This is a genomic window from Marinobacterium zhoushanense, assembly GCF_014641945.1.
Lineage (GTDB): Bacteria > Pseudomonadota > Gammaproteobacteria > Pseudomonadales > Balneatricaceae > Marinobacterium_D > Marinobacterium_D zhoushanense.
This window is the reverse complement of record NZ_BMIJ01000004.1, coordinates 412,705-428,087: the sequence shown is the minus strand read 5'-3', so window position 1 is coordinate 428,087 and position 15,383 is coordinate 412,705. Positions and strand designations below refer to the sequence as shown.

Genomic DNA, 15,383 nt, shown 5'->3' with positions numbered 1-15,383 from the left:
AGGTGGGAAGGGGGGGGTGCCACCGGATGGTGGCACTGTGGAGCTAAGGTCAGGCAGCCGATCCATGCGGATCGATAACGAATTTCATCGCGGCGCCACCGTCGAAGTCGGCGTAGCCCTGCGGTGCTTCGTCCAGAGAGATCATCTTCACGTTGACGGCGTCGGCAATCTTGATCTTGTTGAACAGGATGGCCTGCATCAGCGGACGGTGGTACTTCATCACCGGGCACTGACCGGTATGCAGAGAGTGGGATTTCGCCCAGCCCAGACCGAAACGCATGCTCAGCGCGCCATGCTTGGCCGCGTCGTCTACGGCACCCGGATCTTCAGTAACGTACAGGCCCGGAATACCGATCTGACCGCCGGCGCGGGTCATCTGCATGGCAGAGTTGAGTACGGTAGCAGGCGCTTCCTTACCGTGGTTGCAGCCGCAGGCGTGGGCTTCGAAACCTACGCAGTCGACGAAGGCGTCTACTTCGCGCTCGCCCAGGATCGCTTCCAGCTTGTCGGCCATATCGCCTTCCTGGGTCAGGTCGATGGTCTCGCAACCGAAGCTGCGCGCCTGCTTCAGGCGATCTTCGTTCATATCACCGACGATGACACAGGCGGCGCCCAGCAGGTGTGCGGATGCGGCGGCTGCCAGACCGACAGGGCCTGCACCGGCGATGTAGACGGTGGAGCCAGGGCCGACACCGGCAGTGACGCAACCGTGGAAGCCGGTGGGGAAAATATCGGAGAGCAGAGTCAGATCCTGGATCTTCTCCATCGCCTGGTCGGCGTCGGGGAACTTCAGCAGGTTGAAGTCGGCGTAGGGGACCATGACGTATTCAGTCTGACCGCCGACCCAGCCGCCCATATCGACGTAACCGTATGCTGCGCCAGGACGAGCCGGGTTTACGTTCAGGCAGATACCGGTCTTGCCTTCTTTACAGTTGCGGCAGCGGCCGCAGGCGATGTTGAACGGTACGGAAACCAGGTCGCCGACCTTGATGAACTCCACGTCACGGCCGGCTTCGATGACCAGGCCAGTGATCTCGTGACCCAGAACGAGGCCAGAGGGGGCCGTTGTGCGTCCACGCACCATGTGCTGATCCGAGCCGCAGATATTGGTGGTGACGACCTTGAGAATGACGCCGTGGTCGCACTTGCGGTTGCCGATCGCCAGTTCGGGGTAGGGGATAGACTCGACCGCGACCTTGCCCGGTTCTTTGTAGACGACACCGCGGTTGCTTGAGTTACTCATGGGGTGCTCTCCATCTTTTTTTGTTATGCATAACATGGCGCTCCCACGAAGCAAGGAGCGTCACAACACCCTACGCTTCGAGCGGGTGAGGAACATATCTCATAGAGACACTGAAATGTCGGATTGAGACGTGTTGATAGTGCGCAGGACAGCACCTCCTTTATATATGGCAGTGACCTTTTATGGTTGCCTTTGCTCCCGCCCAATAACGGTGGCGGCTCGTGATACGGTGAGCAGTCCTCTTGGTGTGATCAGATGCTTGTATTCGGTCGATCCTGTGTCCGCCGACGTCGTTGTGTGACATGTGACGCCACGGAACCCCTCCGATAATGAGCGCTTGCTATTTCCTCAGTTGAAGGCAGAGCGCCTCGGAGTGAGTCATGAGTATCAGTGTTTTTGATCTTTTCAAGATCGGGGTTGGCCCCTCCAGTTCTCATACCGTCGGACCTATGCGTGCGGCGTTAACCTTCGTGCAGCAGCTTCAGGAGCGGGGAATGCGCCCGGCGGTAAAGCGCGTCCAGGTTGAGCTGTTTGGCTCCCTGAGTGCGACCGGTGTCGGACACGGTACCGATAAGGCAACGATCATGGGATTGATGGGCGAAGCGCCGGACAGCATCGATCCACGTCGCATCGAACCGGCGGTCAAAGCGGTATGGGAGACCGAATACCTGTCGCTGGCCGGTGGCGAGGGCATCGAATTCGATTGGAATCGCGACATGCTGTTCATCGACGAAGTGCTGCCCTATCACCCCAACGCCATGCGGTTAACTGCGTTCAGCGATATCGGCGAGCTGTATCAGAACACCTTTTACTCTATCGGTGGCGGTTTCGTGCTCGACGAGAGTGAGGCTACAGCAACCGCGCACCTGGTACCCCAGGTGGAGCTGCCTTACGACTTCAACAGCGCCGTGGAGCTGCTTGATCTGTGTAAGCAGCACGGTATGCGGATCAGCGAACTGATGCTGAAGAACGAGAAGGTGTGGCGCAGCGAGAGCGAGATCCGTGCCGGTGCCGACAGCATCTGGAAAGTGATGCAGGAGTGCGTTGCCAACGGTCTGGAGAACGAAGGGATTCTGCCGGGTGGTCTGAAAGTACGCCGCCGTGCCCCGTCGCTCTATCGTTCGTTGCAGCAGGCCTCTGCCGGTAACGTGATCAGTACCACGTTGAGGGCGATGGATTGGGTTAACCTCTATGCGCTGGCAGTCAACGAGGAGAATGCGGCCGGTGGGCGCATGGTAACGGCGCCCACTAATGGTGCAGCCGGTATCGTGCCCGCGGTGCTGATGTATTACATGCGCTTCAATGAGCAGGCGACTGACGAGGACGTTGTCAATTTCCTGTTGGCAGCAGCTGCCATCGGCGCCTTGTGTAAGAAGAATGCATCTATTTCCGGAGCCGAAGTGGGCTGTCAGGGCGAGGTGGGCTCGGCCTGCGCCATGGCCGCAGCCGGGTTGACCGAAGTGCTAGGTGGAACCCCGGCGCAGGTGGAAAATGCCGCAGAGATCGCGCTGGAGCACAATCTCGGTCTGACCTGTGACCCGGTGGCGGGCCTGGTGCAGGTGCCCTGTATCGAGCGTAATGCAATTGCCGCGATGAAGGCGATCAATGCGACGCAGATGGCGTTACGCGGTGATGGTGAGCATTTTGTCTCGTTGGACAAGGTTATCCGCACCATGCGCGATACCGGTCGCGACATGCAGGACAAATACAAGGAGACCTCGCGTGGCGGATTGGCGGTAAACGCCATCGACGTGACCACCGTTGCGGTGGGTGTTAACGCCGTTGAGTGTTGATTGGTAAACGGATTTTACCGATCGTTATACCCGTACCAAAACCGGGGTACCCGAATTGGTGCGGGTGTGTAAAAAAAAGATGCAGAAAACGACATCAAGGGGTCGCTTTTTATGTCGTTTCAACTATAGTTCGTGGGTCTCTTAAGCCACGAATGACGTGGGCTTGAGGGTGTTTGGACCAGTTCCGGCATCCACATGCCTAATTGCGACATCAGGGCTCAGGCAAGTCCAAATATAAATATAAAAGGCACAGCTGTTGCTAGTGCCCCGCATAGACTAAATGGGGTTCGTGCAAATGTCTGAGAACAACACTTCCGTTCAGGGTTCCGCCGTCAAAACCAAAACTCGTAACATCGGTTTTCTGCTGCTGAACAACTTCACCATGATTGCCCTGGCATCAGCGGTAGAGCCGCTGCGTATGGCCAATCAACTCAGCGGGCGTGAGCTGTATAACTGGCACACCATCAGTGAAGATGGTGAGCAGGTCATGGCCAGCGACGGCATTCGCATCACTCCGGACAGCTCTATGGCCGACGCGCCGGCTCTGGATACGATTATCGTAGTGGGCGGTGTCAATATTACGCGCAACTTCAGCCGTCGCCAGGTTTCCTGGTTGCAGTCCCTGGCACGCAAGCACATCCTTGTCGGTGGCGTGTGTACCGGCCCTTATCTGCTGGCGGAAGCCGGCTTGCTGGATGGTTATGACTGCAGCGCGCACTGGGAGTGTATCGCGTCTCTGCAGGAGGCTTATCCCAAGGTGCGTTGCACCAATCATCTGTTCGTTATCGATCGCGACCGCATGACCAGCAGTGGCGGAACCGTGCCGCTGGATATGATGCTGAATATGATCAAGCGCGATTTCGGCTACCAGCTGACCGCCGGTATCTCCGAGATGTTCATCTGCGACCGCGTGCGCAACGAGTCCGATTATCAACGTATCCCGCTGCGACATGTGCTGGGCACCACCCAGCCGAAACTGGTCGAGGCGGTGGCGCTGATGGAGGCGAATATCGAAGAGGCGATCGAGCTGGATGAGCTGGCGTCCTACGTCGGGTTGTCCCGTCGCCAGTTGGAGCGCCTGTTCCAGAAGTATCTGCAGTGTTCGCCGTCCAAGTATTATCTGAAGCTGCGTCTGTTCCGGGCCCGTCAGTTGTTGAAGCAGACCTCCATGTCGATCATCGAGATTGCGGCGGCCTGTGGTTTTGTTTCCACGCCTCACTTCAGCAAATGCTATCGCGAGCACATCGGTATTCCGCCGCGTGAGGAGCGTAGCGGTATGCGCAGCCAGGATCGTTCCCAGACGGTGACCCCTCTGGTGACCACGGCGTTGCCAGGGCTCAATCAGAAGGCAGGAACCGCCGCAAATGCACTGGCCATGCATGCGCTGAGTGAGGCGCAGTTCGAGCCTACCTACGGCTCTGTTACCTTGCAGTAATCGTCTCGTCAGCGCTCCATCGACGCCGCCACGCCTTCGGGAGTGGCGGCGTTTTTATTGGCTAAGAAAAAAATGTTGTCAGGTCGCGAATCGCTACGCTTTACGCCAGCCGGGTGACGCTTTTAGAACAATTCCGCTCGATCTTTACCCCTATTCTGACCCCTGAATAGATCACCCTATGAATAGGTGGAGAGATGAACTCAGCACAATTGCATGAAGACGCCATCGTTATCGACGGACTGGTAATCGCGAAGTGGGATCGTGAGCTGTTTGAAGATATGCGTCGTGGTGGCTTGACGGCGGCAAACTGCACCGTATCGGTGTGGGAAGGTTTCCAGGCTACGGTTAACAACATTGTCGAGATGAACGGCCTGATTGAGCAGAACTCCGATCTGGTCCTCAAAGTGCGTCATACCGACGATATCCGCCGCGCTAAGGCTGAGGGCAAGACCGGGATCATCATGGGCTTCCAGAATGCTCATGCGTTCGAGGATCAGCTCGGTTACGTGCAGACGTTCAAGGATCTCGGTGTGGGCGTGGTGCAGATGTGCTACAACACCCAGAACCTGATCGGTACCGGTTGCTACGAGCGCGACGGCGGTCTGTCCGGTTTCGGTCGCGAGATCGTCGCCGAGATGAACAAGGTCGGCATCATGTGTGACCTGTCCCACGTTGGGGCGAAAACCTCGGAGGAGGTGATTCTCGAGTCGAAGAAGCCGGTCTGCTACTCCCACTGCTTGCCGTCCGGTCTGAAAGAGCACCCGCGCAATAAGTCCGATGAAGAGCTGAAGTTCATTGCCGATCACGGCGGCTTTGTTGGCGTAACCATGTTCGCTCCCTTCCTGAAGAACGGTATCAACTCCACCATCGAAGATTATGTGGAAGCGATTCAGTACGTCTTCAACATTGTCGGCGAAGACCAGATCGGTATCGGCACCGACTTCACCCAGGGTCACGGTCAGCCGTTCTTCGAGTGGCTCACCCACGATAAGGGTTATGCCCGTCGCCTGACGCAGTTCGGCAAGATCGTCAACCCGGAAGGTATCCGCACCCTGGGCGAATTTCCGAACCTGACCGATGCATTGCTGCGTAACGGCTTCAGCGAAACCCAGGTGCGCAAGATCATGGGTGAGAACTGGGTCCGCGTTTTGGCCGATGTCTGGGGTGAGTAATCCCCGTATTAACAAACAGAATTCGATTTGGAGTTGGAAATAATGGGTACTCATGCACCTGAAATGCCGATCCTCGTAGACGACGAAACCGGCGTATGGACCACCGATGCACTGCCGATGCTGTATGTGCCGCGTCACTTCTTCGTCAACAATCACATGGGTATCGAGGAAGAGATCGGCGCTGAGCGCTATGCTGAGATCCTCTACAAGGCCGGCTACAAGTCCGCCTATTACTGGTGTGAAAAGGAAGCCGAAGCGCACGGTATCTCTGGCGCGGATGTGTGGCACCACTACATGAAGCGCCTGTCTCAACGTGGCTGGGGCTTCTTCATCACCGAGCAGCTGGATCTGGAGAAGGGTACCGCCCGCGTACGTCTGGAGAACTCCGCGTTCGTATACCAGTACGGCAAGGTGAACCGCAAGGTCGATTACATGTTCACCGGCTGGTTTGCCGGCGCCATGGATCAGATCGCCGAGAGCCTGGGTTATCCGGTACGCACCGTCGCTGAGCAGACGCAGAGTGCGGCCGAAGAGGGCTGTGATTACGGCATTTTCGAGGTACGTCCGCTGAGCTGATCAGCGTACAACAAAAAACAGAGAAAACCTGCGCCGTCGACAGTCGGTGCAGGCCCTTAGCGAAATTGGGGTGAACCATGTCGCAGTTCGATGCACTGTTCCAGCCGTTGAACATCAACAAGCTGACCATCCGTAACCGTATCGTCAGTACCGCTCATGCCGAGGTGTATGCCACCGATGGCGGTATGACCACCGACCGTTACGTCAAGTATTACGAAGAGAAGGCCAAGGGTGGCTGTGGCCTCTGTATCTGCGGCGGCTCCAGCGTGGTCTCCATCGACAGCCCGCAGAGCTGGTGGAGCTCGGTGAACCTGTCCACCGATCGCATCATCCCCCATTTCCAGAATCTGGCCGATGCCGTGCACAAGCATGGCGGCAAGATCATGATCCAGATCACCCACATGGGTCGCCGCTCCCGTTGGGACGGTGAGAACTGGCCGAACCTGATGTCGCCGTCAGGCATCCGTGAGCCGGTACACCGCGCGACCTGCAAGACCATCGAAGAGGAAGAGATCTGGCGCGTCATTGGCGACTTCGCGAAAGCGGCCGTGCGTGCCAAAGCGGGCGGTCTCGACGGCGTCGAGCTGTCAGCTGTGCACCAGCACATGATCGACCAGTTCTGGTCTCCGCGCGTTAACAAGCGTACAGACCAGTGGGGCGGCACCTTCGAAAACCGCATGCGTTTCGGTCTGGAAGTAGCCAAGGCCGTGCGTGAAGCGGTGGGTCCGGACTTCGTGGTCGGTATGCGTATTACCGGTGACGAGTTCCATCCGGACGGTCTGAACCACGACGACATGAAGCAGATCGCGGCGTACTACGATGCTACCGGTCTGATCGACTACTTCGGCGTGGTCGGCTCCGGCTGTGATACTCACAACACCCTGGCCAACGTTATCCCGAACATGAGCTACCCGCCGGAGCCGTTCCTGCACCTGGCGGCGGGCATTAAAGAGGTGGTCTCCGTTCCGGTTATCCACGCGCAGAACATCAAGGACCCGAACCAGGCCAAGCGTATCCTGGAAGCCGGTTACGTCGACTTTGTCGGTATGACCCGTGCTCACATTGCTGACCCGCACTTCATCGCCAAGATCAAGATGAACCAGGTCGACCAGATCCGTCAGTGTGTCGGTGCCAACTACTGTATCGACCGTCAGTACATGGGTCTGGACGTACTCTGCATTCAGAACGCCGCAACCTCCCGTGAGTACATGGGACTGCCGCACATCATCGAGAAAACCACTGGTCCGATCCGCAAGGTCGTCGTCGTCGGCGGCGGTCCTGGCGGTATGGAAGCGGCCCGTGTGGCAGCCGAGCGCGGTCACAACGTTACCCTGATCGAGAAAGCCGAAGAGCTGGGTGGTCAGATCACTATCGCGGCGAAAGCGCCTCAGCGTGACCAGATGGCCGGTATTACCCGCTGGATGGCCATGGAGCTTGAGCGCCTGGGCGTGGATATCCGTCTGGGCACTGCGGCCAATGCCGATATGATCCGTGATCTGAAGCCGGATGTCTGCGTTCTGGCCACTGGCGGTACCCCGTTCCTGGAGCAGAACCCGCACTGGGGCGCCGCTGAAGGTCTGGTTGTTTCCAGCTGGGATGTGATCAATGGCGTTGTCGAGCCGGGCAAAAACGTTCTGATCTACGACACTATCTGTGAGTTCTCCGGTATGTCTGCGGCCGACTACCTCTCCTCCAAGGGCTCCATGGTTGAGCTGGTTACCGACGATATCAAGCCGGGTGTCGGCATCGGCGGTACTACCTTCCCGACCTACTACCGCAGCCTGTATGAGAAAGAGGTGATCATGACCTCTGACCTCATGCTGGAGAAGGTCTACCGCGAAGGTGACAAGCTGGTAGCCGTACTGGAGAACGAGTACACCGGTCAGAGGGAAGAGCGCGTTGTCGACCAGATCGTGGTCGAAAACGGCATCCGTCCGAACGAAGCGCTGTACTACGAGCTGAAGGCCGAATCACGTAACAAGGGTCAGATCGACAACGAAGCGTTGTTTGACATCAAGCCGCAGCCGATCCTGAGTGAGCAGGGCGATGGCATGATTCTGTGGCGTCTGGGTGATTGTGTGTCCCAGCGCAACACTCATGCGGCGATCTACGACGCGCTGCGGTTGTGTAAGGATCTGTAAGCACCGGTCGGCAGCTTCGACGGTTAGGCGACAAGCAGGTGGTCACGTGCTGACACGCCGTGAACCCATCCCTGGGGGCTCCGCGCCGGCATCCATGCCGGCGAGGGTCAGCCCGCAACCACCTGCTCGCCGCCGTCGGATATCGCTGCCACGTACATGCCTAGGTTAATTCGAGAGGGCTCATCATGATCCTCGATTGGTTACTCCCCATTCTGATCTCCGCAGCGCTGCTGCTGGCTGTGGCCGGTATGCTCAAGCGGATCAGCCTGTGGCGCGCAGGTCAGCCGGAAAAGGTCAATCTCCTGTCCGGCCTGATGGCGATGCCGCGCCGCTACCTGGTGGATCTGCACCACGTAGTAGAACGTGACAAGTACATGTCCAAGACCCATGTGGCGACCGCCGGCGGCTTTGTGCTGTCGATGGTGCTGATCCTGGCTGTGCACCTGTTTGGTATTGAAAGCCGCTGGCTCAGCTATGCGCTGCTCGGCGCTCTGGTGCTGATGTTTGTCGGCAGCTTCTTTGTCTGGAAGCGTCGTCGCAATCCGCCTGCACGCCTGTCGAAAGGGCCGTGGATGCGCCTGCCCAAGAGTCTGCTGATGTTCGCCGTCAGCTTCTTCATCGCCACCCTGCCGGCTGCCGGAGTACTGCCTGCGGACTTCGGCGGTTGGGTGCTGGCTGTCGTGCTGGCGGCCGGCATCGTCTGGGGCCTGGGCGAGCTGGTGTTCGGCATGGCCTGGGGCGGTCCAATGAAGCACGCCTTCGCCGGTGCTCTGCATCTGGCGTTTCACCGTCGTCCGGAGCGCTTTGGCGGTGGCCGCTCAACTGGTCTCAAACCGGTCGACCTGAATGCTGCGAAGCTGGGTGTTGAGAAGCCTACCGATTTCAAATGGAACCAGCTGCTCGGCTTCGATGCCTGTGTGCAGTGCGGTAAATGCGAGGCGATGTGTCCGGCGTTTGCGGCCGGCCAGCCGCTGAACCCGAAGAAGCTGATCCAGGATATGGTGGTGGGTCTGGCTGGTGGTTCGGACGCCAAGTTTGCCGGCAGTCCCTATCCTGGCAAGGATGTAGGCTTCGCCGTCGGTGGTCCGAACCTGTCGATCACCGAAGGTCTGGTAAACCCGGATACACTCTGGTCCTGCACCACCTGTCGCGCCTGTGTCGAGGAGTGTCCGATGATGATCGAGCACGTGGATGCGATCGTCGACATGCGTCGCTTCCTGACTCTGGAGAAGGGCAGCACGCCGAACAAGGGTGCCGAGGTACTGGAAAACCTGATCGCCACCGACAACCCCAGTGGTTTCAATCCGGGTAGTCGGATGAACTGGGCGGCCGACCAGAATCTGCGCGTCATGAAGGACGTGAAAGAGGTCGACGTGCTGTTCTGGGTTTCCGACGGCGCCTTCGATATGCGCAGTCAACGTATCCTGCGTGCGTTCGTGAAAGTGCTCAAGGCCGCCAATGTGGACTTCGCTGTGCTTGGCGACGAGGAGCGCGATTCCGGTGATGTAGCCCGTCGTCTGGGCGACGATGCGACCTTCCAGAGCCTGGCCAAGCGCAATATTGCCGCACTGAGCCAGTACAAGTTCAACCGCATCGTGACCACCGATCCGCACGCCTTCCACTGCTTGAAGAACGAATACCCGGATCTCTATCCGGCGGGTCAGAAACCGGCTTACGAGGTGCTGCATCACACCACCTTCATCAATGAGCTGGTCAAGGCGGAACTGCTCAACCTGAGCGAATTCAAGGGCGGTACCGTGACCTATCACGATCCCTGCTACCTGGGTCGCTACAACGGCGAGTACGACTCACCGCGCGAGCTGCTGAAAGAGCTGGGTATCGAGCTGGCCGAGATGCAGCGCTCCGGCTTCCGTTCCCGTTGCTGTGGCGGCGGTGGCGGTGCGCCGATCACCGATATTCCGGGTGAGCGCCGTATTGCCGATATGCGCATGGACGAGGTCCGTGAAGTCGGAGCCGAGCTGGTGGCGGTAGGCTGTCAGCAGTGTACTGCGATGCTTGAGGGTGTCGTGGAACCCAGGGCTGAGGTCAAGGATATCGCGGAGCTTGTGGCGGAAGCGCTGATCGAAGAGGTTGCGCCGGCAAAATCCAGCGTGTCCGGTCAGGGTAAAGCGGCAAAAAAGCAGCTGGCTGAGGAGGTCTCCTGATGAGTGAGGATATTATCCGCCGTGATCCGCGCGCCGAGTGGATCGCTCGCAACCGGCTGCATCCGCTGCACCAGGCGATGCAGGCGAGCCCGGCCGAAACCCGTGGACCCTCCGGCCTGATTCGCCGTAACCCCCATGCGGTTGGCTTTATCGGCCCCAACGGTATCAAGCGTATCGACCGTATGAATGCCAGCGGACCGGTGAGTGGCGGTGGTCGTCGCGCCGCCGGTGCGGCGAAAGAGGTAGAGCTGCCGCTGCACCGCGTGGAAAACCCGGACTACTACATCGCGGTAGTGCCCGATATGGTCGGTGGTCGTCTCAACGGTCACGATAAGGACGTGATCGGTCAGGCTCACAAGTTGATCGGCGAGATCGGCGGTAATGGCGCCGTGCTGACCATCGTGTTCGGTGAGCACCGCGAAGAGGCGTTCGATAAGGCCGGCGTGGATCGCTTGCTGCAATTGCAGGGCGATGAGTACGAGGGCTATTCGCCGGAGCTGCGCGTTGCGGCTCTGGCTCAGATCGAAAAAGAGTACGCGCCGCGCTACTGGCTGCTGCCGGATAGCGTCGCCGCCGGCTTCGAGTTGGGCTGTCGTCTCGCGGCTCGTATCGGCGAACGCCCGGCGACCCAGGCCTGGCAGGTCAGTGTCGAGCAGACCATCTGCCGTGGTGCCGGCGGTACCAGCGATCTCACGCGCCAGACACCGCGCCTGCTGCTGTTGGCAGAGGAGTGCGCAGACCAGATCGACGAAACGCGTCACGAAGTACTTCCGGTCGAACTGTCCGGTACGGTGGCAGGCAGCGCGTCGATTCGCGATTGTGGTCAGGTGGCTGTCGACCCGAATGCGATCCCGCTGGCAGAAGCCGAGTTCATCCTTTCTGCCGGTAACGGTGTCCGCGACTGGGCTCAGTTCCATCAAGCCGCCGAGGCGCTCGGTGCAACCGAGGGGGCCAGTCGTGTGGCGGTGGACGACGGCCATATGCCGCGTTTCCGTCAGGTTGGTGCGACCGGTACCTGGGTTACGGCACGCGTTTACGTGGCGGTGGGTATCTCCGGTGCGATCCAGCACATGCAGGGTATCGGCCAGTGCGACAAGGTGATCGCCATCAATACCGATATCGGCTGTGACATGGTCAAGCGTGCCGCACTCAGCGTTATCGGTGACAGTAGCGAAGTGCTGGCGGAGCTGATCCGACTGGCCAGCGCTTATCGTCAGGAGGTAGTAGAGAATGCAGCCTGATACTCGGAAAACAAATCTGCGAATCACAGCACTGATCTCCATCGGCAAGCACCCCGGTTCCGGTCGCGCCCGGCGCGCCGAGCAGGATGCCCGTGCTGTAGAGATGGCCATGACCCTGTCTCCTCAGGGTATGGAAGTGCTGCATGCGGGTGATCCGCAGGCGGACTCCCTGCGCGCGTATGCCGGTATGGGACTGAAGAAGTTGCGTATCTTGCAGCAGGGCGAAACTGCTGATGTGGTGCCGGCGTTGAGCCAGTACCTCAAGCAGCAGAAGCCGGACATCATTCTGACCGGCGTTCGTGCCGAGAGTGGAGAGTCATCCGGTATGACGCCTTATCTGCTTGGCGAGGCGTTGGGTCTGCCGGTGGTCACGCGAATAGCCGAGATCGTCAGCATCGATAACGGCGAGGCGAATCTGCTGCAGGCGCTGCCGCGTGGTCAGCGTCGTGCGCTGCGCGTACCGCTGCCGTTCGTCGCCAGTGTTGATATGGCCGCAGCTGCACCCCGTCAGAGTGCTTTTGGACCCGGTAGCCGTGCGCTGATGGATAGCGAGGATATCGGTGTCGCGGTGAATGACGAGGTTAAGGCCGGTTGGACCGAGGCGCCCGCGCGCAAACGTCCGAAGCGTCTCAAGGTGGTCAAGGCGAAAACCGCAGCCGACCGCTTCAAGGCGGCGACCGCGAAATCGACCGGTGACGGCGGTAAGGTGCTGCGTGACAAGCCCGCCAGCGAGATGGCTCAGGCGGTGTTTGACCTGCTCCTGGAAGAGGGCGTACTGCGTTAAAACGCGCCTTTGCCCCGTGTCGTTCTTGGAACCGTGCGGGGCGATCATGAGCAGGTGGCTGATCTTTGCTCGGTCCACAATGGACACATATTCCAAACGACGCCAGACAGCCTCACCTCTGTACGCCAACTGCGGAATATATCCCCTGTGTTAAGACCGGCGCCGGACCACCTTTCGGCACCGGTTGTTCTTCAAGTCTCCGGCGCACCCCGGAGCATTCACGGTTCTAATCCTTCTGCCCCCGCAACCCGGGGGCTTTTTTTATCTGGCTTTCGGTCGAGCTGTTCGGTTTCGGCGAGTTGATCCGGCCAGTGATCTGTCCAGCAGCAATGGTGGTCGTAGCCAGGAACGACCCGTATTGTTGGTTTCGAGAGCTTGGGAAATCGGTCGATAAACTGCAGGATCATCGACGGTGGAATTATCCGGTCGTTGCTGCCGACGAAGTGCCATTGCTTAACTCGCGCTAGCTGGGGGACTGAATCTCTAGGGTTAAGCGATCCTTCAAGCGGTGATATGTGGTGGTGCTTCGTCCAGTATTGGGTATCCAGATTGCCGGCAACGGTAATCAAAAAGCTGACATCCGTTCGCTTGGCGGCTAGCAGAGCGGCTATAGCGCCGCCGCCTGAAAAACCGATGAGCGTATATGATTCAACGGCATATCGTTGTTTTAGCTGGTCCAGCGCCTGCTCATAGCTCTGGATAACTTCAGCTGAAAAACGGCGCTCCAGCCAATATCGGGAAGGGCAATCAGATCGCGACTGATATTGGCAGGGTCTGCCTAAATAGATCGCATTTTTACCTGGATCGGCCAGCGCCAGGTTAAGCGCGACTGGATTAACGGGTGTCGGGTTGGGTGATGGACGACTACGGCTGATCCAGGCGAGCCCATCGCCTTCGATATAGACTCTGAGCTGTCCATTTAAGGCAGGCTTTTCGGGTGCATACCCCGATAGCGTTAAATTCCCGGTCCTCACCGAAAACGGAACCCATCCCTGCCGGCTTGCAATGTGACTGGCATTATCGATCCGCTGTTGCGGCGTGGGCAATGCAGTACAGCCGCTTAGGATGACCGCTGCTGACAGTATTGGGATTGCGCGCCGTATCAGTAGATGCATCTGTGTACTTTGAATATGAAAAAGTAAAAAAGGCCGTGGGCGAAAACCCACGACCTTGAGTTTAAAGCGTATCGCGATCTCTTAAAACGCGAGGCGTACCTTGATGGAGGCGGTCTGGCTCAGGTAGTCGGAGCGGTACTCGGCATCGTAGTTGGCGCTGATTTCGGCACCGTTATCGGCAGTGTGCAACAGACCGAAACCGACATTACCGATCCACGGGTTTGGATCAAGTCCTTCGGTGGTGAACTGGGCACTCGGCGCTCCGGCAAAGGCGGAGGTGATGCTGGCCTGCTCGTTGATCAGGTCGTAGCCCACGCCCAGCTTGGCGTTCAGCTCGGTTGTCGGGTTCAGCGTGTGGATCAGCTGACCCTCAAAACCGGCTACCAGTGCTTCGGTGGTGTTGCTCTCCACATCCAGGTTCAAAAGGCCCGCACCGGATTCGGTGTATGACTCATCCTTGATCCAGGTGTAGTCCGCTTTAGCGGTGGCAATAGCGCGGTTGGCATCGTTGATGGCGTAGGTGTGGGAAACGCCAGCGCCCAGGTGAGCAGTGTAGCTGTCGTAGTCGGAGTCAGCCACGCTGCTGGTGAAAGCGATAACGCGCTTACCCTGGTTCTGGTTCTGACCGAAGTCAGCCTGGAAGGTCAGGTCGGTGTTCTCGTTCAGCGCGCGGGAACCGTAACCGATCAGCTGGTAGCTGTCGATATCCAGGCTCTGTGGTGCAACGCTGGAGTTGCTGTCCACGTTGGTGCTGGCATAGGCAAACGCAACACCCAGGCGGGTCAGGTCGTTGATCGAGCTGTCCAGACCCAGCACCAGACCACCAGTGTTGGCGTCGTAGCCGGATACACCGTTACGGTCATCCTGCTCGGTCCAGGTACCAAAGGGTTTGATCCAGAAATGCTGGTCGCTGAGCATTGCATCGCCAGAGGATAGGCCCAGGTTGGCGTCCTGACGGGCACTGACTGCGCCATTGATGCCGTAAAGAGTGGTGCGGGCGGCCATGTAACCTGCCCCTGTTAGCAGGGGGAGCGTCTGTGAGGCGGCATCTGAAATCTCGGCGTCGGTTGAAAGACCATCAAACAGGCTGAGGAGATCAGCATTTGCATCGAGGATAACGGCAGCGCTGTAAGCCGGTGTATTTCTAAGAGTCTCGGTACTTGACGTAACTGAAGTGCTGGTCGGTACGTAAACGGTGAAGATCACGTTTCCTGCGCCGGTGGCATATGCCGAGATAGGCAGGGTGAGACTACCGCCGGTTGCCGGGTTATAGGTGGAAATGACCAGCGTATTGACTTGGCCCGCGGTTAGGTTGGCAGTAACTTCCGGACAGTTAAAACCTCCACATGTCTTGCTCGAGTCTGATCCGTCATCATCATAAGCATCCGCATCGACAAGGCTGTCCAAGTCGAAACTACCGTTGTAATACACCGCCATTGTCGTATCGATCGCGTAGGCGTTTTGTCCAAAGGTGTAACTGCCGTCCGCATCTGTGGTGAAGTTGATCGCGATATAGGTATAGGTATAGGCGGTGGGGTCACTGGCTGTGCCCGCGTTACGCCATCCGTTGATTGCTTGGTTGATTTCGATGGTCTGAAAAGTGGCATCAGCTGCCGTTACATCGAAATTGGTAGTGATAGCGGCCTGGGCTGCGGTGACCGATAGGTTGGTCATAATGGCCAGGCTAAGGGGGCGCTTAAGAAATCCTTTCATATGAG

11 protein-coding genes are annotated in these 15,383 nt (G+C 58.4%); 8 read left to right on the top strand and 3 right to left on the bottom strand.

Translation table 11 applies throughout. From position 1 onward, the window contains the following. Window positions 1-49: 49 nt before the first annotated feature. Complete coding sequence (fdhA, locus tag IEX40_RS11690) at window positions 50-1,243, bottom strand: formaldehyde dehydrogenase, glutathione-independent (protein ID WP_188748402.1); 1,194 nt, start codon at window positions 1,241-1,243, stop codon at window positions 50-52. Window positions 1,244-1,623: 380 nt separating this feature from the next. Here fdhA and IEX40_RS11685 point away from each other — a divergent pair, with 380 nt between their 5' ends. The 8 genes from IEX40_RS11685 (at window position 1,624) to etfB (ending at window position 12,550) form a co-directional block, all read left to right on the top strand. Then, window positions 1,624-3,036: an L-serine ammonia-lyase gene (locus tag IEX40_RS11685; protein WP_188748400.1), complete on the top strand. Its 1,413-nt coding sequence runs from the start codon at window positions 1,624-1,626 to the stop codon at window positions 3,034-3,036. A 295-nt stretch (window positions 3,037-3,331) separates the two neighbouring features. Next, a complete protein-coding gene (gene gbdR / locus IEX40_RS11680) occupies window positions 3,332-4,471 on the top strand; it encodes a choline metabolism transcriptional regulator GbdR (protein ID WP_188748397.1) in 1,140 nt (379 codons plus the stop codon). Window positions 4,472-4,665: 194 nt separating this feature from the next. Next, window positions 4,666-5,643 (top strand): dipeptidase, encoded by a 978-nt coding sequence (locus tag IEX40_RS11675; protein WP_188748396.1) that lies wholly within the window; start codon window positions 4,666-4,668, stop codon window positions 5,641-5,643. 42 nt (window positions 5,644-5,685) lie between these two features. Then, complete coding sequence (locus IEX40_RS11670; protein ID WP_188748394.1) at window positions 5,686-6,219, top strand: 4-vinyl reductase; 534 nt, start codon at window positions 5,686-5,688, stop codon at window positions 6,217-6,219. A 77-nt stretch (window positions 6,220-6,296) separates the two neighbouring features. Beyond that, window positions 6,297-8,360 (top strand): dimethylglycine demethylation protein DgcA, encoded by a 2,064-nt coding sequence (dgcA, locus tag IEX40_RS11665; RefSeq protein ID WP_188748392.1) that lies wholly within the window; start codon window positions 6,297-6,299, stop codon window positions 8,358-8,360. A gap of 188 nt (window positions 8,361-8,548) precedes the next feature. Then, window positions 8,549-10,525, top strand: a complete 1,977-nt coding sequence (locus tag IEX40_RS11660; protein WP_188748674.1) for a (Fe-S)-binding protein — start codon at window positions 8,549-8,551, stop codon at window positions 10,523-10,525. Further along, window positions 10,525-11,766 (top strand): electron transfer flavoprotein subunit alpha, encoded by a 1,242-nt coding sequence (gene etfA, locus IEX40_RS11655; protein WP_188748390.1) that lies wholly within the window; start codon window positions 10,525-10,527, stop codon window positions 11,764-11,766. Before IEX40_RS11660 ends, etfA begins: the two co-directional genes overlap by 1 nt. Continuing rightward, a complete protein-coding gene (gene etfB, locus IEX40_RS11650; RefSeq protein WP_188748389.1) occupies window positions 11,756-12,550 on the top strand; it encodes an electron transfer flavoprotein subunit beta in 795 nt (264 codons plus the stop codon). The genes etfA and etfB overlap by 11 nt, the downstream gene beginning before the upstream one ends. Window positions 12,551-12,768: 218 nt before the next feature. Here the strand turns inward: etfB and IEX40_RS11645 are convergent, their stop codons facing one another. Further along, entirely contained in the window at window positions 12,769-13,665 is an 897-nt protein-coding gene (locus IEX40_RS11645; RefSeq protein ID WP_188748386.1) for an alpha/beta hydrolase, read from the bottom strand. A gap of 81 nt (window positions 13,666-13,746) precedes the next feature. Further along, on the bottom strand, window positions 13,747-15,378 hold the full coding sequence (locus tag IEX40_RS11640) for an autotransporter family protein (RefSeq protein ID WP_188748384.1): 1,632 nt from the start codon (window positions 15,376-15,378) through the stop codon (window positions 13,747-13,749). Window positions 15,379-15,383 lie beyond the last annotated feature (5 nt).

Excerpts from the sequence above, each read along its gene's own strand:
- gbdR (WP_188748397.1), top strand. The coding sequence starts at position 3,332 with ATGTCTGAGAACAACACTTCCGTTCAGGGTTCCGCCGTCAAAACCAAA.
- etfB (WP_188748389.1), top strand. The coding sequence starts at position 11,756 with ATGCAGCCTGATACTCGGAAAACAAATCTGCGAATCACAGCACTGATC.
- etfA (WP_188748390.1), top strand. The coding sequence starts at position 10,525 with ATGAGTGAGGATATTATCCGCCGTGATCCGCGCGCCGAGTGGATCGCT.
- IEX40_RS11675 (WP_188748396.1), top strand. The coding sequence starts at position 4,666 with ATGAACTCAGCACAATTGCATGAAGACGCCATCGTTATCGACGGACTG.
- dgcA (WP_188748392.1), top strand. The coding sequence starts at position 6,297 with ATGTCGCAGTTCGATGCACTGTTCCAGCCGTTGAACATCAACAAGCTG.
- IEX40_RS11645 (WP_188748386.1), bottom strand. The coding sequence starts at position 13,665 with ATGCATCTACTGATACGGCGCGCAATCCCAATACTGTCAGCAGCGGTC.
- IEX40_RS11670 (WP_188748394.1), top strand. The coding sequence starts at position 5,686 with ATGGGTACTCATGCACCTGAAATGCCGATCCTCGTAGACGACGAAACC.
- fdhA (WP_188748402.1), bottom strand. The coding sequence starts at position 1,243 with ATGAGTAACTCAAGCAACCGCGGTGTCGTCTACAAAGAACCGGGCAAG.
- IEX40_RS11640 (WP_188748384.1), bottom strand. The coding sequence starts at position 15,378 with ATGAAAGGATTTCTTAAGCGCCCCCTTAGCCTGGCCATTATGACCAAC.
- IEX40_RS11685 (WP_188748400.1), top strand. The coding sequence starts at position 1,624 with ATGAGTATCAGTGTTTTTGATCTTTTCAAGATCGGGGTTGGCCCCTCC.